Source organism: Micromonospora sp. BL4, assembly GCF_003667505.1.
Classification (GTDB): Bacteria; Actinomycetota; Actinomycetes; order Mycobacteriales; family Micromonosporaceae; genus Micromonospora.
The window spans coordinates 32,855-52,681 of the sequence record NZ_RCVJ01000147.1; the positions used below are offsets into that span (position 1 = coordinate 32,855).

General features: G+C 72.8%; 18 protein-coding genes. 8 read left to right on the forward strand and 10 right to left on the reverse strand.

The window, feature by feature from the left end:
• Positions 1-5: 5 nt before the first annotated feature.
• The gene (locus EAD89_RS18845) at positions 6-1,046 is read right to left on the reverse strand and encodes an App1 family protein (protein ID WP_121654892.1); all 1,041 of its coding nucleotides are present in this window, start codon (positions 1,044-1,046) and stop codon (positions 6-8) included.
• A 123-nt stretch (positions 1,047-1,169) separates the two neighbouring features.
• Between EAD89_RS18845 and EAD89_RS18850 the strand changes: the two genes are divergently transcribed.
• The 4 genes from EAD89_RS18850 (at position 1,170) to EAD89_RS18865 (ending at position 5,529) form a co-directional block, all read left to right on the forward strand.
• Positions 1,170-2,789 carry a glycosyltransferase family 39 protein gene (locus tag EAD89_RS18850; protein ID WP_121676707.1) on the forward strand — a complete coding sequence of 540 codons (1,620 nt, stop codon included), beginning with the start codon at positions 1,170-1,172 and terminating at the stop codon, positions 2,787-2,789.
• A gap of 54 nt (positions 2,790-2,843) precedes the next feature.
• Complete coding sequence (gene yaaA / locus EAD89_RS18855; protein ID WP_121654893.1) at positions 2,844-3,641, forward strand: peroxide stress protein YaaA; 798 nt, start codon at positions 2,844-2,846, stop codon at positions 3,639-3,641.
• A 105-nt stretch (positions 3,642-3,746) separates the two neighbouring features.
• Positions 3,747-4,487, forward strand: a complete 741-nt coding sequence (locus EAD89_RS18860) for a hypothetical protein (protein ID WP_233578819.1) — start codon at positions 3,747-3,749, stop codon at positions 4,485-4,487.
• 76 nt (positions 4,488-4,563) lie between these two features.
• Positions 4,564-5,529: a TAXI family TRAP transporter solute-binding subunit gene (locus EAD89_RS18865; protein WP_233578820.1), complete on the forward strand. Its 966-nt coding sequence runs from the start codon at positions 4,564-4,566 to the stop codon at positions 5,527-5,529.
• An 11-nt stretch (positions 5,530-5,540) separates the two neighbouring features.
• Here EAD89_RS18865 and EAD89_RS18870 read toward each other — a convergent pair whose 3' ends face one another.
• From EAD89_RS18870 to EAD89_RS18880, 3 genes are all read right to left on the reverse strand, one after another.
• A complete protein-coding gene (locus EAD89_RS18870) occupies positions 5,541-6,977 on the reverse strand; it encodes a HAMP domain-containing sensor histidine kinase (RefSeq protein WP_121676664.1) in 1,437 nt (478 codons plus the stop codon).
• A gap of 9 nt (positions 6,978-6,986) precedes the next feature.
• Positions 6,987-7,643 (reverse strand): response regulator transcription factor, encoded by a 657-nt coding sequence (locus tag EAD89_RS18875; protein ID WP_121654896.1) that lies wholly within the window; start codon positions 7,641-7,643, stop codon positions 6,987-6,989.
• 85 nt (positions 7,644-7,728) lie between these two features.
• Positions 7,729-8,040, reverse strand: a complete 312-nt coding sequence (locus tag EAD89_RS18880; protein ID WP_121654897.1) for a hypothetical protein — start codon at positions 8,038-8,040, stop codon at positions 7,729-7,731.
• 101 nt (positions 8,041-8,141) lie between these two features.
• On the opposite strand from EAD89_RS18880, the gene EAD89_RS18885 reads away from it, so the two are divergent.
• Both EAD89_RS18885 and EAD89_RS18890 read left to right on the forward strand, forming a co-directional pair.
• Entirely contained in the window at positions 8,142-8,480 is a 339-nt protein-coding gene (locus tag EAD89_RS18885) for a DUF952 domain-containing protein (protein ID WP_121654898.1), read from the forward strand.
• 162 nt (positions 8,481-8,642) lie between these two features.
• On the forward strand, positions 8,643-9,188 hold the full coding sequence (locus EAD89_RS18890) for an acyltransferase (protein ID WP_121676665.1): 546 nt from the start codon (positions 8,643-8,645) through the stop codon (positions 9,186-9,188).
• Between the two features lie 60 nt (positions 9,189-9,248).
• On the opposite strand, the gene EAD89_RS18895 is transcribed toward EAD89_RS18890, so the two are convergent.
• Positions 9,249-10,991 carry a CDP-glycerol glycerophosphotransferase family protein gene (locus EAD89_RS18895; protein WP_121654900.1) on the reverse strand — a complete coding sequence of 581 codons (1,743 nt, stop codon included), beginning with the start codon at positions 10,989-10,991 and terminating at the stop codon, positions 9,249-9,251.
• 520 nt (positions 10,992-11,511) lie between these two features.
• Here EAD89_RS18895 and EAD89_RS18900 point away from each other — a divergent pair.
• A complete protein-coding gene (locus tag EAD89_RS18900; protein WP_121676666.1) occupies positions 11,512-13,551 on the forward strand; it encodes a DUF6541 family protein in 2,040 nt (679 codons plus the stop codon).
• Positions 13,552-13,690: 139 nt separating this feature from the next.
• Here EAD89_RS18900 and EAD89_RS18905 read toward each other — a convergent pair whose 3' ends face one another.
• Complete coding sequence (locus EAD89_RS18905; protein WP_121676667.1) at positions 13,691-14,656, reverse strand: Gfo/Idh/MocA family protein; 966 nt, start codon at positions 14,654-14,656, stop codon at positions 13,691-13,693.
• Positions 14,653-15,753 (reverse strand): DegT/DnrJ/EryC1/StrS aminotransferase family protein, encoded by a 1,101-nt coding sequence (locus EAD89_RS18910; RefSeq protein ID WP_199733556.1) that lies wholly within the window; start codon positions 15,751-15,753, stop codon positions 14,653-14,655. Before EAD89_RS18910 ends, EAD89_RS18905 begins: the two co-directional genes overlap by 4 nt.
• Before the next feature lie 214 nt (positions 15,754-15,967).
• Here EAD89_RS18910 and EAD89_RS18915 point away from each other — a divergent pair, with 214 nt between their 5' ends.
• Positions 15,968-17,095, forward strand: a complete 1,128-nt coding sequence (locus tag EAD89_RS18915) for a lysylphosphatidylglycerol synthase domain-containing protein (RefSeq protein ID WP_233578821.1) — start codon at positions 15,968-15,970, stop codon at positions 17,093-17,095.
• 117 nt (positions 17,096-17,212) lie between these two features.
• Here the strand turns inward: EAD89_RS18915 and EAD89_RS18920 are convergent, their stop codons facing one another.
• The 3 genes from EAD89_RS18920 to EAD89_RS18930 are packed head-to-tail and all read right to left on the reverse strand — an operon-like array spanning position 17,213 to position 19,809.
• Positions 17,213-18,400 carry a glycosyltransferase family 4 protein gene (locus tag EAD89_RS18920; protein WP_121654905.1) on the reverse strand — a complete coding sequence of 396 codons (1,188 nt, stop codon included), beginning with the start codon at positions 18,398-18,400 and terminating at the stop codon, positions 17,213-17,215.
• A gap of 12 nt (positions 18,401-18,412) precedes the next feature.
• Positions 18,413-18,880: a DapH/DapD/GlmU-related protein gene (locus tag EAD89_RS31090; protein ID WP_121654906.1), complete on the reverse strand. Its 468-nt coding sequence runs from the start codon at positions 18,878-18,880 to the stop codon at positions 18,413-18,415.
• The gene (locus EAD89_RS18930) at positions 18,877-19,809 is read right to left on the reverse strand and encodes an NAD-dependent epimerase/dehydratase family protein (protein ID WP_121654907.1); all 933 of its coding nucleotides are present in this window, start codon (positions 19,807-19,809) and stop codon (positions 18,877-18,879) included. The genes EAD89_RS31090 and EAD89_RS18930 overlap by 4 nt, the downstream gene beginning before the upstream one ends.
• Between the last annotated feature and the right edge of the window lie 18 nt (positions 19,810-19,827).

Sequence of the window (19,827 nt, forward strand, 5' to 3'; positions counted from 1 at the left end):
CGGGGTCAGACCAGGCCGGCGTCGCGCAGCAGTTGCCACAGGCCCGCGCCGTCCGGGGCGGAGAGCCACTTCTGCCCCACCGCCGCCGTCGACGGGCGCTCGGCCGGGGCGGGCAGGCTACCGGCCAGCACCGACTGGGTCGGCGAGAGCCGCCGGATCGCCACCCCGGCGACGTTCTCCGGGTGGGCGGCGGCGAACTCCCGGTAGATCTCCTGGTCGTGCTGGCCGTCGTCGCCGACCAGCAGCCAGCGCACCTCGGGAAACTCCCGGGCCAGGCGGGCCAGGGTGACCCGCTTGTGCTCCCGGCCGCTGCGGAACCAGCGGTCGGCGGTCGGACCCCAGTCGGTGAGCAGCAACGGCCCGGCCGGGTAGAGGTGCCGGGACAGGAAGCGGGTCAGCGTCGGCGCCACGTTCCACGCGCCGGTGGAGAGGTAGAAGACCGGCGCGCCGGGATGCGCGGTGACCAGCCGCTCGTAGAGCACCGCCATGCCGGGCACGGCGGCCCGGGCGTGCTCGTCGAGCACGAAGGTGTTCCACGCGGCCAGCAGCGGCCGGGGCAGCGCGGTCACCATCACCGTGTCGTCGATGTCGGAGAGGATGCCGAAGCGGACCTCCGGGTCGAGGATGCGCACCGGCGCGTCGACCGGCTCCGCGTCCGGCACGCTGAGCCGGACCGTGCCCCAGCCGGGCGGCAGGTCGGCCTCGACGAGCGTGTCGACGAAGCCGCTGCGGTCGGCCCGCGCCTCGCAGCGCACCCCACCGGCTTCGATGGTCACCGTGACGTGCTTGGCGGGCAGGGTGGTAAAGCTGCGCCAGCCGCGGACCTTGTCCAGGCGGCCCCGCTGCCGGGTGTCGGGGCGGCCCAGCAGCACCCGGCACATCACCCGCACCCAGCCCGGTGAGCCGTAGCCGGTGTACGCGATGATGTTGATTCGCCAGCCTGTGCGCCGCAACCGACGCTCCACGAGCTGGTGCACGGCGTCCTCGATCCGCGCGGCCCGGTGCAGGTTCGGAACGGCCAGCTGGCCGGCGGGAGTGGGTGGCACCCGCCAACCCTGCCACACGTCGACGGCCACGGCCATGCGAGCGGAGGCAGCCTGCGCCGAACCACCCCGGCCGGCCCGCCGTCCGTGAAACACTCCGGTCGGGACGACGACGGGGGCGTGGTCGTGTCGCATCCAGAGCAGCACCGTGGGCGACGGCGCCCGCGACTCGACCGGCCGGCGCTCGTCGCGCTGCTGTTCGGGCTGGCCGGCGTCGGGTATCGGCTGGTCCTGACGCTGTACACCGTGCCGGTGTCGAACAGCGACGAGGCGACGTTCGGTCTCGCCGCGCTGCACATCGCGCAGGGCCGGGAACGGCCGGTCTTCCTCTACGGCCAGCACTACATGGGAATGCTGGAGTCGTACCTGGCCGCGCCGCTGGTCGCGGTGACCGGGCCGAGCTGGCCGGTGCTGCGGCTGCCGATGCTCGCGCTGTACGCGGTCTTCCTCTACCTGATCCACCGGCTGACCCGTCGGTTGTACGCGCCGTGGTTCGCCGCCTTCGTGGTCGGTCTGCTGGCGCTCGGACCGGAACGGGTGGTGCGGGATCAGCTCACCGTCGTCGGCGGACGGCCGGAGGTGAAGCCGGCGGTGCTGCTGATGCTGCTGATCACGGTGGGGTTGGCGGCCGGCACGGTCCACCGTCGGCGGCTCGCCGTCGCCCTGTTCGGTCTGCTCGTCGGGCTGGCCGCCTGGTCGGACTGGCTGATCCTGCCGTACCTGGCGGTGGCCGGGCTGGCCCTGGTGTGGGCGGTGCGGCGGGAGCTCCTCGGCTGGTCCGGCCTGTTGCTGGTGGCGGGTTTCGTGGTCGGGGTGGCGCCGATGATCTACGACAACCTGCGTGCGCCGCCCGGTGCGGACTCGCTGTCGGTGTTCCGGGAGGTCAGCACCAAGGCGGGCCCGCTGCCGCCGTGGTCCGAGCGGATCCGGGGCGGCCTGCTGGAGGGGGTGCCGCTGGCGCACGGGCTCTGCCCGGTGGACGGCTGCGGTCGCTGGCAGCAGTGGTTCGGGCTGCTCTATCCGGTGCTGCTGGTGGTCGCCGCGGTGGTCGCGGTGCTCGCGTACCGCCGGGCCGCCGGGGCGTCCCGCGGGGAGCGGGTCCGGCCGGTGGTGCAGCTCGCGCTGCTCGCCGGCGCCGCGTTGACCATGCTGTCGTACGTGCGCAGCCCGCTCGCCGCGACCAGCCCGCTGGACAACGCCCGCTACCTGTCGGTGCTGCAACTGTCGCTGCCGGCGGTGCTCTGGCCGCTCTGGGTGGCCGCCGTCGCCTGCTGGCGGGGCACGGTGGGCGCGCTCGGCCGGCTCACCGGCGCGCTGGCCACCGCCGTGCTGGCCGCGCTGACCGCGACCACGCTGGTGATCACCGTGCTCTTCGCGACCACCGGCGTCGAGGCGTCGCGGACCGAGGAGCGCCAGGCCCGGCAGCTGGCGTCGGCGCTGCGCGCCAACGGCCCCCACGAGGTGTACGGGGACTACTGGACCTGCAACCGGCTGATCTTCAACACGGACGAGACGGTGGTCTGCGGTGTGCTCGACGGCGACCTGTCCCCCGGGCAGAACCGCTACCTGCCGTACTGGCGACAGGTCGGCCGCGCCGAGCGACCCGGCTACGTGGTGGAGGTCGACTCGCCGATGGAACGGCGGCTGCGCCGGCTGCTCGCCGACCGGCCCGACGCCGCACCGGTCCGCGAGGTCGACGGCTATCGCGTGTACCACCCCGACACCCCGGTCCGGCCCTGGCGGTAACGGCGGGTCGTACGCTGGCCGGGCCGCCGCCGTCCGCCCGTCGAGGAGACCCCGATGCTCATCCTGCTGCCGCCCTCGGAGGGCAAGGCCGACGCCGGCACCGGTCGACGATGGTCCCCGGACCGGCTCGCGTTGCCCGAGTTGAACCCCGCCCGGGAGCGGGTGCTCGACGCGCTCGTGGCGCTGAGCGCCGGGCCGGACGAGGCGGCGGCGCTGGACGCGCTCGGGCTCAGCGAGGGCCAGCGTGGCGAGCTGCGCCGCAACGCCCGTCTGCGGGTGGCGGCCACCGCGCCGGCCGCGCAGATCTACACCGGAGTGCTCTACGAGGCGCTGGACCTGGCCTCCCTGCCGGCGGCGGCGCAGCGGACGGCGCGCCGGTCGATCCTGATCAGCTCCGGACTGTGGGGCGCGGTGCGGCTCGCCGACCGGATTCCGCCGTACCGCTGCCCGATCGGCGCCCGCCTGCCCGGCGTGGGGGCGCTGTCGGCGTACTGGCGGCCGGTGCTGGCGCCGGTGCTGTCCGCCGCGGCCGGTTCCGGGCCGGTGCTCGACCTGCGCTCCGGCGCGTACGCGGCCACCTGGACGCCGCGCGGGGAGCTGGCCGAGCGGACGGTGACGCTGCGGGTGCTGCACGAGCGGGAGGTCGACGGGGTGCCGGTCCGCTCGGTGGTGAGCCACTTCAACAAGGCCACCAAGGGGCGGTTGGTCCGTGACCTGCTGGTCGCTGGGGCCCGGCCGCGTACCGCCGGGGAGCTGATCGGCGCGCTGCGCGACCTGAAGCACACCGTTCTGGAGCAGACGGCCGCCCCCGGCCGGCCGCGGCAGGTGGATCTGGTGGTCACCGACCTCTAGCGCGACAGCCGCAAGATTTCCTCAAGGCTGGGCGGGACCGGTTCCGCATCGGCGGCGCAGGGGCCACGGTAGGGGAACCCAGACTCCGACAAGGGAGCACCCCCGTTGGCCCGAGAACCCGCCCTGCTCGACCGGCGCCCGTCCCCGGTGACGCCACCCCCGCTGGACTGGCTGACCCTGGGCGACGCGTTCGAGGCCGCCTGCCTGCTGCGCTGCACGCCACGGCCGACCGCCGCACGGTTGACGGCGACGCTCCCGGCACACTCGCCGGGGGTGGAGTTCAACCGGGAGGACGCCGCCCAGCGGATGCGGCAGTTGCTCGCCCGGCTGGACATCCCGGTGACCCACGAGGTGGCCGTCGGCGGCCTGCGCCGCCGCTACGAACTGCACCGGCTCTGGGTGCCGCGGGAGCACCGTGGCGCGTACGCCCGGATGCTCGATGCCGGTTGGTGGCAGGGGCGTCGGGAGCTGCTCGGCGGTCCGCTGCCCGGCGCCTCGCCGGCCCGCCGGCGGTGGGTGTCCCGGCTCGCCGCGGCGGCGTGGCGTTCGGCGCTGCTGGCCGGCGGGCGGCACGTCCGCCGGCACATCCTCGGCGTACGGCTCACCGACCGGGAGCTGGCCGCGGTGCTGATCCGCGGCGCGGCCGTGCTCGACGTGCCGGCCCTGCTCCGTCCCGGCACCGGCTGCTTCCTGGTCAGCGTCGCCGACGGGCCGGACCGGGAGCGGATCCTACGCAGTGCCGCCATGGAGCCGGCGAGCACAGCGGCGCTGGAGCCGGCCGGCACCGCCGCGATCGAACCGGCCCGCACCGCGGCGATGCCGCCGGAACGCCGCCCCGCCTGCTGACCCCGGACCCCGGCGTGGCACCCACCGGTCGGCTCCGGGCTTGCGTCCACCGGTCCGGCGGCGCACAGTGCACCGCGTGAGTCGTACCTCGCCCAGCCGGCCCGGTCACCGCCGCCCGGTGACGGCGGCGCTGCTGACGCTGCTGCTGGCCGCGACCCTGGCCGGGGCCGCCAGCTGCCGGGACGCCCCGGCCGAGCCGCTGCCGATCCGGATCGCCACGGGCAGCCCCACCGCCGTCTACTACGCCTTCGGGCAGTCCCTGGCGGCCATCCTCAACCGGGAGCTGCCCGACGTGCGGGCCAGCGTGGTCGTCACCGCCGCCTCGGCGGAGAACGTCCGGCTGGTCGGTTCGGGCTCGGCCGAGCTGGGCTTCACCCAGGCCGACGTGCTGCCCACCACCACGGCGGACAGTCCGACGGTCGACGCCGTCGCCCGGGTGTACGACGACCAGCTGCACCTGGTGACCACCGCCGGCGGCCCGGTCCGCACGGTCGCCGACCTGCGCGGCCGGCGGGTCTCCGTCGGCGCGCCCGGATCGGGCACCGAGATCACCGCGATCCGGCTGCTGGAGGTGGCCGGGCTCGGCGGTGACGGGGTGCGCCAGGAGCGGCTCGGGCTGGACGACTCGGTGACCGCGCTGCGCGCCGGGCGGATCGACGCCTTCTTCTTCTCCGGCGGGCTGCCGGTGCGAGGCATCAAGGAGCTGGCCGGGCGTAGCGCCACCCGGATCGTGGACCTCGGCGAGTGGGTGGAGCCGTTGCGCGCCCGCTACGGCCAGGTCTACGTCTCCCGGGACATTCCCCGCTCCGCGTACGGCGTCGACCCGGTGACCACCGTGGCCAACCCGAACTACCTGATCGTCCAGGCCGACCTGCCGGAGCGGTTGGTCCGGGAGGTGACCCGGCTGCTGATGGAGCGCCGGGCCGAGCTGGGCGCCGCGCATCCGGCGGCGGGACGGATGAGCCCCCGCTCGGCGATCGCCACCGCCCCGCTGTCGCTGCACCCTGGAGCCGCGGCCTGGTACCGCGCGGCCAAACCCTGACGCCCGGCCCGCTACCGGGAGAGCGTCGACCGTAGATCGACGGCCGGTTCCTCGTCCGTCGGCTCCGCCTCGGGGGCGGGCTGAGGCGCCGGGAACCACAGGCCGGCGACCAGCCCGCGCGGCTCACCGACGCGCATGGTGAGCCGCCCGTCGGAGGCGTCCACCAGCACGGCGGCGATGGTCAGGCCGAGCCCGGCGCCATCCACGTTCTGCGCGTCCGGTGCCCGCCAGAACCGTTCGGTGGCCTGGTCGAGCTGGCTCTCGGTCATGCCCGGACCGGTGTCGCGCACCTCCAGGGCCACCCCGTGGTCGCGGCCGGCCACCGTCACCGTCACCGCCCCGCCGGCTCCACTGAACTTCACCGCGTTGTCGATCAACGCGTCCAGCGCCTGGTCGACGGCGGTCGGCACGGTCCGGGCGTACGCCGGTGCGTCGGTCGTGACGAGCCGCAGCGCGACCGACCGGTGCCGGGCCAGCGGCGCCCACGCGGCCACCCGGGACGCGGCCACCGCGGCGGCGTCCACGGTGACCCGCTCGTTCTCCTCGCGTTCGGCCCGGGCCAGGGTCAGCAGCGCGTCGAGCACCAGGGCCAGCCGGTCGGTCTCCTCCAGCGCCAGCCGATGCTCGGAGCGCCCCTCCGGGTCGGTGAGGCTCGGACCCAGCTCCTCCACCCGCAGCCGCAGCGCGGTGAGCGGATTGCGCAGCTGGTGGCTGGCGTGCGCGACGAACGCCCGCTGCCGGTCCATCACGTCGGAGACCACGTCGGCCATGTGGTTGAAGCTCGCCGCGAGCCGGCGCAGCTCCGGCGGGCCGAGCCGGTGCAGCACCCGGGCGCTCCGGTCGCCCTCGGCGATCTCGTGGGTGACCGCGTCCAGCTCGGTGACCGGGCGCAGCACCCAGCCGGCCAGCCCGAACGCGGTGAGCACGCAGGCCAGCACGACGAGCAGGCCGGCCAGGGCGAGCAGCAGCCACCAGGCGGTGACGGCCCGGCTGATCGGGCCGGCCGGGGTCACGATCACCACCGCGCCGAGCACCTCGCCGCCGTCGTTGATCGGCACCGCCACCACCACCGCGCCGACCGTCCACGGCCACACCGACGCGGGGGCGCTGGTCTGCTGCCCGGACAGCGCGATGTCCAGCGCCGTGGTGGTCCCCGCGGCCGGCCGCCAGCTCGCCGAGGCGACGACCGTGCCCCGTTCCCGGTCGACGACCGCGGCGCCGATCGCGTACAGCTCGTCGTAGCTGCGCAGCTCCGCCTCCAGCGGGCCCGGTCCGCCGCCGCGCAACGCCGGCCCGGCCAGCGAGGCGAACCGGGTGGCGTCGGCGAGCCGGTCGGCGCGTACCCGTTCGGTCTCGCGGCTGGCCAGGGTGACGGCCAGCGGGGTCTCCAGGGCGATGAGGACGAGCACCATCAGCAGCAGATAACTGATCACCAGTCGACGGCGCACGGCAACCCCTCACGCATCGCGCAGCCGGTAACCGACCCCGCGTACGGTCTCGACCAGGCCGGCGTCGCCCAGCTTGCCGCGTAGCGACCCGACGTGCACCTCGACGGTGTGCCGGTCGGTCCAGGTGGTGCCCCAGGCGTCGAGCAGGATGCGGTCGCGGGGCACCGCCACCCCGGGCTGCCGGGCCAGCGAGAGCAGCACGTCGAACTCCTTGCGGGTCAGCGTGACCGCCCGGCCGTCCACCGTCACCGTCCGGGCGGCGACGTCGATGCGCACCGCGCCGGCCTCGATCAGGTGCCGCTCCGGTGCGGCGTTCGCGGCCCGGCGCAGCACCGCCTCGATGCGGGCCTGCAGCTCCACCATCGAGAACGGCTTGACGACGTAGTCGTCCGCGCCGAGGCGCAGGCCGAGCACCCGGTCGCGTTCCTCCCCCCGGGCGGTCACCGCGATGATGCCGAGCTGGCTGCTGCGCCGGCGCAGCTCCCGGCAGAGGTCCGTGCCGTCCCCGTCGGGCAGGGTCAGGTCCAGCAGCACCAGGTCGCACGGGGCGGCGGCGAGCGCGGCGGCGACGGTGGCGGCGTGCTCGACCTGGTACCCGCGGCGGGTGAGGGCGGAGGAGAGCGCGGCGGCCACCCGGCGGTCGTCCTCCACCAGCAGGATCCGCACCCGTGCCCCCGTCCGTCGCAGTACTTTCCTGCGAATGGTGGCAGAAGGCCGCCGTCAGCGGGAGGGCCGCCTCCCCGGGGACGGTTTAAAGGCCGAAGACGTCGTCGTTGACGCCGTCCCGCACGCCGTCGACGAAGCCTCGGAAACCCGGGTCGTCGTGGCGGGCCGGCACGCTGGTGACGTTGACCCCGCTGGCCTGGGTCACCGCGTCGACCAGGGGCGGGTAGTCGATCTCGGCGTCGGTGAAGGCGCCGTCGTCCGCCTCGGCCAGGTTGATCACGTGCTGCACGTCGTCGGACGGGGTGTCCGGATCCTCCGCCCACTCGCCACCGGCCCGGTAGCACTCGTCGTACAGCGCGCGCTGGGTTTCGGTCCAGTCCTCGTCGTAGCTCTCCATCATCACCCTCCCGCCGCCTGCTCCACCTGAGCATGCCGGGCCGCGACCGGCGTCGGCGGCGGTACGGCCGAAACGCCTGCCGGGCCACGTAGGCTGCCACGGTGATCTACAAGTTGCTGCCGACGGTGGAGTGGGACGACGCCCGGGCGGTCGGCCACCTGGTCGGCTCGGCGGTGGACCGGCAGGACGGCTTCATCCACCTCTCCGCGGCCGATCAGGTGGTGGAGACGGCCCGGCGACACTTCACCGGCGTCACCGGGCTCACCCTGCTGACGGTGGACCCGGAACGGCTGGGCGACCGGCTGCGCTGGGAGCCCTCGCGGGGCGGCGAGCTCTTTCCGCACCTGTACGGCCCGCTGCCGGTGACGGCGGTCGTGTCGACGCGGACGCTACCGGCCGATCAGCCGGCCGCCGACGCGGTAGCGGCGCTGCTGGCCTGAGCGGTCGCTATGCTACGCCGAGTCCCGCGCGCCCCGGCCCCACGCTCCGTGCCCGGGCGGGCGTGGCAGCCCCGATCCGCGCGGCCGACGGCCGTCCCGGCGCATGCCGACGCGGGTCACCGACGGCGCCCGGCGCGCCCTGCGACCCATGCGAGTTGAAGGATGACTGACAGCAGTTCCCCGTCCCCCTCGGTCTTCGTCCACCCCACCGCCGACGTGGAGGAGGGCGCCCGGGTCGGCGACGGCACAAAGGTCTGGCACCTGGCCCACATCCGGTCGTCGGCGGAGGTGGGCGCCGGCTGCGTCATCGGCCGCAACGTGTACGTCGACGCGGGTGTCACGGTCGGCGACCTGGTCAAGATCCAGAACAACGTCTCCGTCTACCAGGGGGTGACCCTCCAGGACGAGGTCTTCGTCGGCCCGTGCGTCGTGTTCACCAACGACTTCCGGCCCCGCGCCCAGAATCCCGACTGGAAGATCACCCCGACGCTGGTGCGCAAGGGCGCCTCGATCGGCGCGAACGCGACCCTGGTCTGCGGAATCGAGGTCGGCGAGTACGCGATGATCGCGGCCGGCTCGGTGGTGACCAGGGACGTCGCGCCGTACCAGCTCGTCGCCGGCAACCCGGCCCGGCCCAAGGGCTGGGTCGACGAGAGCGGCGAGGTGGTCTCCCGGGACGTGGACAACCCGCCGCAGCGGCAGGGCTGAGTCGACGACGAACGGCGGTGGACGGAACGCATCCGTCCACCGCCGTTCGTGTCGGGCGTGTCAGTGGCAGAGCCGGGCGATCTCCTCCTGGAACCGGTCCATCGAGTTCGCCTCGGCCGGACCGAGCAGGTACGTCTTCAGCTCACGCCGAGCCTCGACCATCGGGTCGTCGTCGGACCGGGTCACGGCGACGATTTTCTCCAGCTCGCCGCAGTCCCGGCAGAGCAGGTACGCCGCCCGCGCGGTCGGGTACTCCCGCCGGAAGTCGTCCTCCGGCAGGCCGCCCGGGTTGGCCACGACGTACGGCCGTTCGCTCTGCACGAAGTCCGAGACCACACTGGAGACGTCGCTGATCAGCAGGTCGGTCTGGTTGAAGCAGTCGAACAGCGCCGGCGTCCGGCCGGTGACCACGAGGTGTCGGGTGCCGTCCAGCGAGGTCGCGTCGGCGTCACCGCCGGCGCCGCGGATGAGGTCCACCAGCCGCTCGTGCACCGCCTTGGCTTCCTTGGAGCGGGAGCCGGTCAGCGGGTGCGGCTTGTAGATCACGCGCACCTCGGGCTTCGTCGCCAGCAGACCCTTGATGATCCGCTCACCCATCAGCACGAGCGAGGTGTGGTACGGGTCGTCGTCCAGCCACCCCTCCCAGGTCGGGGCGTAGAGCACGGTGAACGGCCGATCGACCGACTCCGCACCGAAGGTGTGCACGCCGGCGAGCTGCGGGCGCCCGATCTCGACGATGTCGCTGTCGAGCACGCCCACCCCGGCACGGGCGTATCGCTCGCGACCGGCGAGACCGGCGACCCAGACCTCGTCGTACACCTTGCTGTAGGGGTTGACGCTGGCGGCCTTGTCGCTGTCGCCGTGCCCGACGAAGACGTGCTTCATGCCCGGCTCGCGGAGCATGTGGATGTTCGCGCCGACGTTCGCCGCGTAGAGCGCCGCGCGGACGCTGCCGAGTTCGAGGTTCATGAAGTCCACCCCGGCCGGCACGCAGATCACCGGCAGTCGGGTGTCGGCGAGCTCGTTGAACGCCTCCCGGCTTCGCATCAGCACCACCGCGCGCTGCTCCAGCGCCTCGGTCGGAGCGAGCCACATGTTCGCCTGGTAGACGTCCTTGGCCGGGCCGGCGAAGTAGAGCGCCACCTCGGGCCGGTGGGCGTCGAGCCAGCGCTGGACGGCGGGCAGCAGCGGGCTCTGCCCGGAGCCCCGGCCGCGCAGCCAGGTCAGCGCGACGATCCCACCGACGACCGCGGCGGCGAGCACCGCCACCAGTCCCGCGCCCAGCACCGGCGCGGCCGTGTCACGCACGGCGGCGACCACGGCGGCCGGCGCCAGCACCACGTTGACCAGGGCCAGCCGGTCACCGGCAAGCCACGACGCCCACTCCGGCGGACGGGGCGCGGAGCGCAGCGGCCCGAGGTCGATGTTGCGTACCAGCGCCGAGGTCGGGTTGCGCCGGTCGATCATGGTGGCGAGGGCGCCGGCGAAGACCGAGATCAACCAGACCGTGGCCGGCAGCAGCAGGATCAGGCTGAGCTCCCCCGCGCCGGGGCGGACCGTGGCCACCACCAGCAGGACGATCGCGAGGTCCCGGGTGAGCTGGCGGTAGTCCCCGCGCAGGCCGACTTTCTCAAGAAGGGTGTGCGTGGCGGGCGACCAGCGGGCGAGCGCGTATTCGCCGCCGAGAGCGGCGAGCCCGGCCACCGTGAAAACGGCGGCCCAGCCGAGCGCACCGGCGACGAGCATCACGACGTAGGCCAGCAGCAGCAGCGCGCCGCGGGCGGCGACTCCCGCCGGTCCCATCAACTTACCGAACAAGGACTAGCTCCCTAGAGATCGACGACTGGCTCCACGGACCACTGGCGCCGTGACGGCCTGGATCCCCCGCTTCTGCTGCGATCGTGGGCGTGCCGGGCGTCGCCGGTACGCCCCTCACAGAGGCACCGACGGAGGACCGGTCGGCACGAGGCAGCCCACCTGCCCCCCACCGTTCCTGACCCGTGACGGCAACCGGCACTCCCGCGGCCACCCGCCACCGCGCTGGTGTGACCTTAACGCGAAGGAACGCGCCGGTATCGTTCGGGTGCCCCAGCGTCAGGCGAAAAGTCCTCCGGGGTCCGGATCGTCGCCCATCCGCGCCGGCGCGAATCCGCCCCGCCGGAGAGCGTCGGGATCGCCGCGGATGGCGCGCGGTCTCGATAGAACCTCGTCGGTCGCCGGTTCCTATACTGGGCCGGCCGCCTGGCCCAAGCGACGGCCGCCCACGCAGCAATCGATCACGGCGGTGGCCGCGGTGATTACCGTCCCCCGAGAAAGGATCTGCGTGTTCACAACCCTGATCGCCCTCGTCGTGGCACTTGTGCCCGGTGCGGTGCTCGGCTTCGCCCTCCCCCCGGGGCGCTACCGGTGGGCCGTGTGGGCCGCCGCCCCGGCAACCACCCTCGGTCTGGTCACGGTCGGAATGGCGTGGTTGCCGACGCTGGGCCTGCCCCGGAGCGCCCTGGCGGTGCTCGTCGCAGAGCTGGTGCTGGCCGGCGCCGCGGTCGTCGCGTCCCGCTTGTTCTGGCTCGGGCTGAGCGACGCGGACGGGGAGGCCGGGCGGCCGAGTCTCCGCGCACGCTTCCGCCGGCTCCCCTCGGTCCGCCCCCGCTGGGTCGACATGGCCGGCGTCGCCATCCCGTCGGCGATCACCATCGCCTTCGGCTGGTTGATGCTCGGGCGGCTCGTTGCCCCACCCGGCTGGGACGCCATGAACCACGGCTTCCTGACCCGCCGCATCCTGGACACCGGCAGCGTCATGGTCACCTCGGCGTGCACGTCCGGCGTCAACGAGGTCTCGGTCTCCTGCACGTTCTACCCGCTGTCCGCCGACATCTCCTGGGCTCAGGCCGTCCAGATCACGGGCGGTCACATCAGCACCGCGATGGCGGCCTGGTCCATCATCCTCGGCCCGCTCGCCCTGGTGGCCAGTGTCTACGGCTGCGCCCGGGCGCTCGGCGCCCGGCCCGTCGTCGCCGCCTGCGCCGCGACCGCGCCCGCCTTCATCGGCCCGATGTGGGTCTCCGTGATCAACGGGCGGATCAACGAGCAGACCGCCCCGGCCATGGCGGGTGCCATCGCGCTGCTGGTGGCCCTCGCCCTGCGCGGCCCGCACCCCATCCGGCTCGGGCTGCTGGCCGGGCTCGCCGGCGCCGGCCTGGTCATGACGCACACCTACGACGTCCTGTTCATCGGGGTGCTCACGATCGGCGTGGTGCTGGCGCTCCGCGCGCCGTTCAGGCTGCGTGCCGGCGCCACCGCCCTCGGCACCATGGTCGTCGCCGCGCTGCTGCCGCTGTTGCCGCTGCTGGGTGCCCTGCTCGGTGCGAACGGCGAACGGACCTCCAACAACCCCGCCCTGCCGAACATGTGGGACAAGTCGTTCGAGTACTGGGTGACCCACCCCCAGCGCTACGCGCTCTTCGGCTATCCGCTGGTGCCGAGCAAGGACTTCGTCTTCACGATGTCGCCGATCAGCGTCGCCGTGGTCATCACGATGGCCTGCCTGCTGGTCTCGCCGTTCTGCCTGTTCATCCCGCGGCTGCGCTGGGCCCGGCCGTGGTTCGTGGCCGGCGCCGTCTTCACCGCCATCGGCATCTGGACCACCAGTTCCGAGTCGACCGCCGCGGCCACGCTGGCGGGTCTCTGGTACGGCGTCCGCGAGCGGGTCCGTTCGATGATCTTCCCGGTCTACGGCGTCCTGACGGTGGTCGGCGCGGTCGTCATCGGGATCGCGATCCAGTGGCTCGTGTCGCGGCTGGTGGCCAAGGCCCACGGCCTGCGCGACTCGGCGGTGCCGGCCGCGGTGGCCGCGACGGTCCTGGTGCTCGCGCTCATCGGGATGGGCGCCGTGCCGTCGAGTTGGAAGCCGTTGCGGACGGCCATGATCAACAGGGCGCCGCTCGGCAATTCGTACGTCCAGACCTACGAATGGCTCAGCGAGAACACCCCGCCCGGTAGGACGGTGGCCTACGACCGGCACCGCGAGTTCATGTCCTGGGCGTACGCCGACTACAAGAACCCGCTGCTGTTCGGCATCCCGCCGCTGCCCGGCCTCACCGCCGCGGACAACGACTACGAGCGCCGCTGGGCCGCGTTCCACTGGCTCGTGGGCACCGAGGGTGCGGAGCCCGCCGGTTGCGACGTACGCCGGTTCGGCGTCGAGTACGTCGTCGTCGGCAAGCGCGGCATTCCCGCCGCGACGAAGAACTACAAGCAGGCGTCCCTCGACGCCAGCGACAAGGTCACGCTGGTCCAGCGCTTCGGCCGGATCAAGATCTACCAGGTCACCGACGCGGGACGGGCGTGCGCGTCCGCCGGCTGACCGACCGCCCGTGGGCCTGATCCGGCTCGTCGGGCGGTAGTCGAGGGAGCGTAGCCCGGTGCGGCCCACCGGACGACGCTCACCGACCGGACACACGAAAGGGCGGGGCGACCGTGGTCGCCCCGCCCTTTCTCGTCCGTCAGCGGCCGTTGTCGGCGAAGAGCCGACCCACCACCCGGTGCGCCGGCAGGATCCGCTGCCGCTCGACATCGGCGTCGGCGGTGCCGGCGACGATGTCCAGGAAGTGGTCCAGCTGGGCGGCGAGCGGTTCACGGTTCGTGATCAGCTCCGGCACCTCGATGATGCTCTGCTGCCGGTAGCCACGGCCGTCCGGGGTGGCCGCGTCCAGCGAGACGTGCCGGTAGATGGTCACGTCCTTGCGGATCAGGTCGGCCTCGATCAGCCGATCGACCTCGTTGATCACCAGGGTCCGTACCTTGCGCTGCCCGATCCGGCTGGCCGACACGTTGGCCAGCGCGCCGGTGCCGAAGGACAGCACGGTCTCCGCCACGTCCTCCGCCTCGGTGAGCGAGTCGGGGTGGAAGTGGCCGAAGGTGCCGCGGACCGTCGTCGGCTCCTCGCCGCCGAAGGCCTGGATCGCCAGGTCGACGTCGTGGATGAGCAGGTCCCAGGCGACCCCGGTGCGGATCCGCGGCGCGTACGGCGAGTGCCGGGTCGCGGTCAGGTGCAGCGGGCGGTGGACCAGGGCCAGTGCCGTCAGCACCGCCGGGTTGAACCGCTCCAGCAGCCCGCAGAGCAGCGGCACTCCGCGCTTCTCGGCGGTCGCCACGATCTCCTCGGTCTCGGAGAGGCTGCCGCAGACCGGCTTCTCGATCAGCAGCGGCTTGTCGGCGGCCAGGACCTGCTCGGCGAGGCCGCGGTGGAACTCGGTGGGAGCGGCGATCACCACGGCGTCGACGTCGGAGAGGTCGTCGGCGTCCGGGGACCAGTCGGCCCCGTACCGCTCGGCGGCCTGCTGGCCCACCGAGCGCCGGGGCTCGATGACCCGGGCCAGCTCGGCCCGGTCGGACTGGGCGACCACCCGGGCGTGCAGCGAACCCATGACCCCGGTGCCGACCAGGGCGAAACGCAGCTTGGCGGTCACGCGCCGACCGCCTTCCGGACGGCCTCGACGACCTGGTCGAGGTCGCTGTCGGTGAGGTGCTGGTGCACCGGCAGGGAGACGCACTGGCGGACCACCCGGTCGGCCACCGGCGCCGGGTCCGCGATCACCCGGGGGTGGTCGCGGTAGCAGTCGTAGTCGTAGACCGTCTTCGGGTAGTAGATGCCGCAGCCCACGCCGCTCTCGGTCAGGCGGGCGATCACCTCGTCGCGGCTCACCGGAGCCTCGTCGGTGACCAGCACCGTGTACTGGTGCCAGACGTGCGACCGGCCGGGCAGCTCGGTCGGCACGCGCAGCCCCGGGACGTCGGCCAGGCCGGCGGAGAGCCGGGCGGCGTTGTCCTTACGACGCTTGACGTTCTCGCCGTACGCGGCGATCTGCGGGATGCCCAGCGCGGCCTGCAGGTCGGTGAGGCGGTAGTTGTGACCGGCCACCTCGTACTGGTAGCGCTGCCGCATGCCCTGGTTGCGCAGCACGCGCAACCGGTCGGCGAGCACCGCGTCGTTGGTGGTGATCATGCCGCCCTCACCGGTGGTGAGGTTCTTGGTGGCGTACAGCGAGAAGGTGCCGAGACCGAAGCTGCCGGCGCCGCGGCCGGAGATGGTCGCGCCCAGGGACTGCGCGGTGTCCTCGACCAAGCCCAGGCCGTGCTTCTGGGCCAACGGGGCGATGGTGTCCATGTCGGCCGGCTGGCCGTACAGGTGCACCGGCATCAGCACCCGGGTGCGTGGGCCGATGGCGTCGGCGAACGCCGCCGGGTCGACGCAGAAGTCATCCTCGCGAATGTCGGCGAACCGTGCGGTGGCGCCCGCTTCGAGGATCGCGTTGAGGGTCGCGACGAAGGTGAAGGGGCTGGTGACCACCTCGTCGCCGGGCTGCAGGTCGAGCACCTGGAGCGCGGCCACGAGGGCGGTCGTGCCGTTGTTGACGGCGACCGCGTGCTCGACGCCGACCAGGTCGGCGAACTCGCGCTCCAGTCGGGCCACCATCGGCCCCTGCGCGATGACACCCGAGCGGATCACCTCGACCGCCAACCGTTCGGCCGCCTCGTCCAGCTTGACGACGGAAATCGGGATCACAACAGCTCTCCTTGAGGTATGGGGCAGCGTGCAGACCGTAGCAGCGCGGGAGATGCCCGGCACACCTGGACCACCGCGACGCGAATCCATCTACGGCCGAACCCGTTCCGACTCGCGGTCAACCTCGGTTCGTGGTACGCGGCACACTGCGCTAGTCTCGGCGAATTGTGCAGGGACCCGGACGGGTCAAAGACGACCAAAGGACAGGACGGCCGTGGCAGAAACCGCGACGCAGGTCGAAACGGTACCCGCACCGGCCACCGGGGCCGCCACGGCGAAGTCCCGCTGGCTCTCGCTGGCCGTCCGGGTGGTGGTCATCGTGGCGATCGCGGCCGGCATGACCTGGAGCGTCGTCAGCCAGTGGCCGCAGGTGAAGCAGACCTGGGTCGACCTGGCGTGGCCCTCGGTGGTGCTCGCCGTGCTGGCGGTGCTGGCCGGCATGTTCGCCAACTCGATGGCCTGGCGGGCCGCCGCGGCGGACCTGGAGCACCGGGTGTCCGTGCCGGCCGCCCTGCGAATCTGCATGGTCGGCCAGCTCGGCAAGTACATCCCGGGCAGCGTCTGGGCCTACGTCCTCCAGATGGAGCTGGGCCGGCGCGCCGGCCTGCCGCGGGCTCGGGCCTTCCTGGCCACGCTCGTGGCACTGGGCCTCGGTGTCGTCGCCGCGCTCGGCGTGGGGCTGCTCAGCCTGCCCTCGCTGCTCGACGCGACCGCCGACTCCGGCGCCGAGTACGCCGAGCCGGTACGCGTCGCGCTCTACATCGTCGCCGTTCTCTTCCCGATCGCGCTGCTCTGCGCCGTCCCGGCCGTGTTGACCCGGCTCATCCAGATCACCCTCAAGGTGCTGCGCCGACCGCCGCTGCAGCACAAGCTCACCCTGCCCGGCGTGCTCCGGGTGGTCGGCTGGAGCGCCCTGGGTTACACCCTGTTCGGCGTGCACCTGTGGCTGCTGGCCAACGCCCAGGCCGCACCGGGCCTCGGCGGCCTGCTCCGCAGCATCGGGTCGTTCGCCATCGCGATGACCGTCGGGATGTTCGCCTTCCTCTCCCCCTCCGGGCTGGGCGTCCGGGAGGCCGTGCTGGTCGCCACCATGGCGCCCTTCCTCACCAGCGCCGGCGGCATCGGAGCGGCGACCGGGATCGCGCTCGCCTCCCGACTGATCTTCACCGTGGCCGACCTGCTCGCCGCCGGCATCGCCGCCCTGTCCGGGATGCGGCAGTTGCAGAAGGCGACCGGGGAGAGCGCTGCCGGCCCGGAGCTCGACGAGGCCGCGGCGGCGGTCCGGGTGGAGCAGGTGCCCGCGCCGCGCTCGGGTGCCGACGCACCGGTCGCCACCCGCTGACGGTTTCCGCCCGGGCGACAATCCGCGAGAGACGACCTCCCCCGGATACCGACGTCAAACAACACCGGTGCCCCCGATCTGCTGATCGGGGGCACCGGTGTTGTGACGTACGCCGGGTCAGCGGCCCCGGGAGGCGGCCATCTCGCTCAGCACCTCCAGGTGCAGGTGCAGCACCCGGTCCAGGCTGAACCGCTCGCGGATCAGAGCCTGACCGTTGACCCCGATCTGCTTGGCCAGGGCCTGGTCGGTCAGCGCGGCGATCAGCCGCTGCGCCAGACCCCGGACGTCACCCGGCTGGCAGAGCAGGACGTTGTCCCCATCGCGGAGGGCGATGCCGGGGAAGTTGTCGGCCCGCGCCGGCGCCACCACCGGGACCCCGGCGGCCATCGCCTCCAGGGTCGCGGTGCCGAGGCCCAGCCCCTGCTCGTGCGACTCCACCGTGGCGGCGGCGAGGTAGTCCGGGATTTCGCTCTTGGGCACCTTGCCCGCCGCGATGACGGCGTGCTCGACGCCGAGCGCACGGGCGCGCTCGGCGAAGTGCTGGTAGTAGACCTGCCCGCAGATGAGCAGCTTCGCGTCCGGCACCGCGGCCAGCACCTCGGGCAGCGCTTCGACCAGCGCGACGCGGTCCCGCAGCGGGATGACGTGGCCCACCGACAGGATCACCGGCGCGTTGCCCAGTTCGTGACGGTCGCGGACCCGCTGACCGTTGCCGCCGACCACCCAGTCCGGATCCACGCCGACCGGGATCGGCACCAGGCCCGAGTGCGCGCCGCGATAGCGCGACTCGATGTACTCCTGCATGAGCACGTCCATCACCACGAGCCGGGGCTTGCTGCGCCACATGAACGGCTTGACCATGGTCGCGTCCAGGCCACGGAACACCCTCGCGTACCGGGCCTGCGGGTTCTCCAGCCGGGTGTGGATGGAGAGCAGCGCCGGCACCCGACGCTTGCGCGCGTAGAGCGCGGTCGCCCAGGTCAGGTCGAAGAACTGCCCGTGCTGGTGGATGACGTCCGGCCGGAAGTCGTCAAGCAGTGTGCGGACCCGCCGCAGCACGCTCGGCCGGCTGGTGAACGAGATGTCGAAGCTGACGGCCAGCCGGGTCTCCGGCAGCATGAACGCCGGCAGCCGGACGATCCGCATCCCGTCGCGCTCCTCGACCGCCGGAGCGTCCTGGTAGGCGGCGGTGAGCACCAGCACCTCGTGCCCGGCGGCGGCGTAACCGCGGGCGAGCGACTCGGACAGGTGGGAGCTTCCGCCGGCGCGCGGCGGAAAGAAGTTGTTGACGACTGCGATACGCACGGAGGGGGACTCCTAGCTTTCCGCTACAGGGACGAACCGGACATCGCCGCCGTCCAACTCGACTGTGGAGACCACCCGAGCCGGGACCCCCGTCACAACCGCTCCCGGTGGCACGTCTCTGGTGACCACGGCGCCCGCGCCGACGACCGCACCGTCACCGATGGTGACGCCCATCATCACGGTCGCGTTCGCCCCGATGAAGACACGATCGCCGATCATCACCGGCGCCCGGTCCACCGAAGCATAGGCACGACCCGATACGCAACGCCGAGCCGTGGAGTGCGTGTAGATCTGCGCGCCGCAACTGATGTCGCACCCTGCGCCGATGGTCAGCCCACCGGAACCGTCGATGACCGTGAAGGCGCCGATCCACGTCCCCGCGCCGATCACCGGTTCGCCGATGACCCAGGCGTGCGGGTTGTACGGGTTCGCCGGGAGCCCGTGCGAAGACGGACTCCCGGCGGACGACGGCTGGGTCACGCCACCTCGGTCTTGATCAGATCGGTCATCCCGTCCTCGACGGCGATGGTCGGCTCCCAACCGAGCACCTCGCGGGCCCGGGTGATGTCCGCGGCCCGGCGGCTGACCAGCACCTCACGCGGGCTGAACTGCGGCTCCACGTCGACGCCGACCGCCTTGATCAGGATCTCGGCGAGGGTGGCCACCGAGGTGTCGATGCCGGTGCCGATGTTGACCGGCACGTTGCCCTGCTCGGACTCCAGCGCGGCGACCACGGAGCGCGCGATGTCGTGGACGTGGATGAAGTCCATCGACTGCTCACCCTTGCCGTCGATGACCGGCGGCTGACCGGTCTTCAACCGCTTCACGAAGTGGTTGATCACCGAGGTGTAGTAGGCGGTCGGCTTCTGGCCCGGGCCGTAGACGTTGAAGAACCGCAGGGCGACCCAGTTCAGGCCCTTGCTGCGCTGGTAGAAGCCGAGCAGGTCCTCACCGGCACGCTTCGAGATGCAGTACGGGGTGAGCGGGTCGAGCCGGTCGTCCTCGTGCATCGGCAGCTTCTTCGGGTCACCGTAGACCGACGCCGACGACGCGAAGACCAGCCGCTTGACGCCGTGGTCGGCAGCGGCGGCGAACACGTTGTGGTTGCCGACCATGTTGATGTCGATCGACTCGTGCGGGTCGGCCTGGCTCTTGTTGATCGAGACCGCGGCGAGGTGGATCGCGTAGTCGCAGCCCTTCATGGCCGCGTGCACGGCGCCGCCGTAGCGGACGTCCTGCTCGATCAGCTCGACGTCGCCGGTCGCCACCAGCTCCGCGATACGGTCCCGGTCGCCACGGGTCATGTTGTCGAAGATGCGGACCCGGTAGCCCTTCTCCAACAGCAGCGGTACCACGTGCAGGCCGATGAAACCGGCGCCTCCGGTGATGAAGACGGTCTGCTTCGACATGGCGGAGCGTGTCCTTCC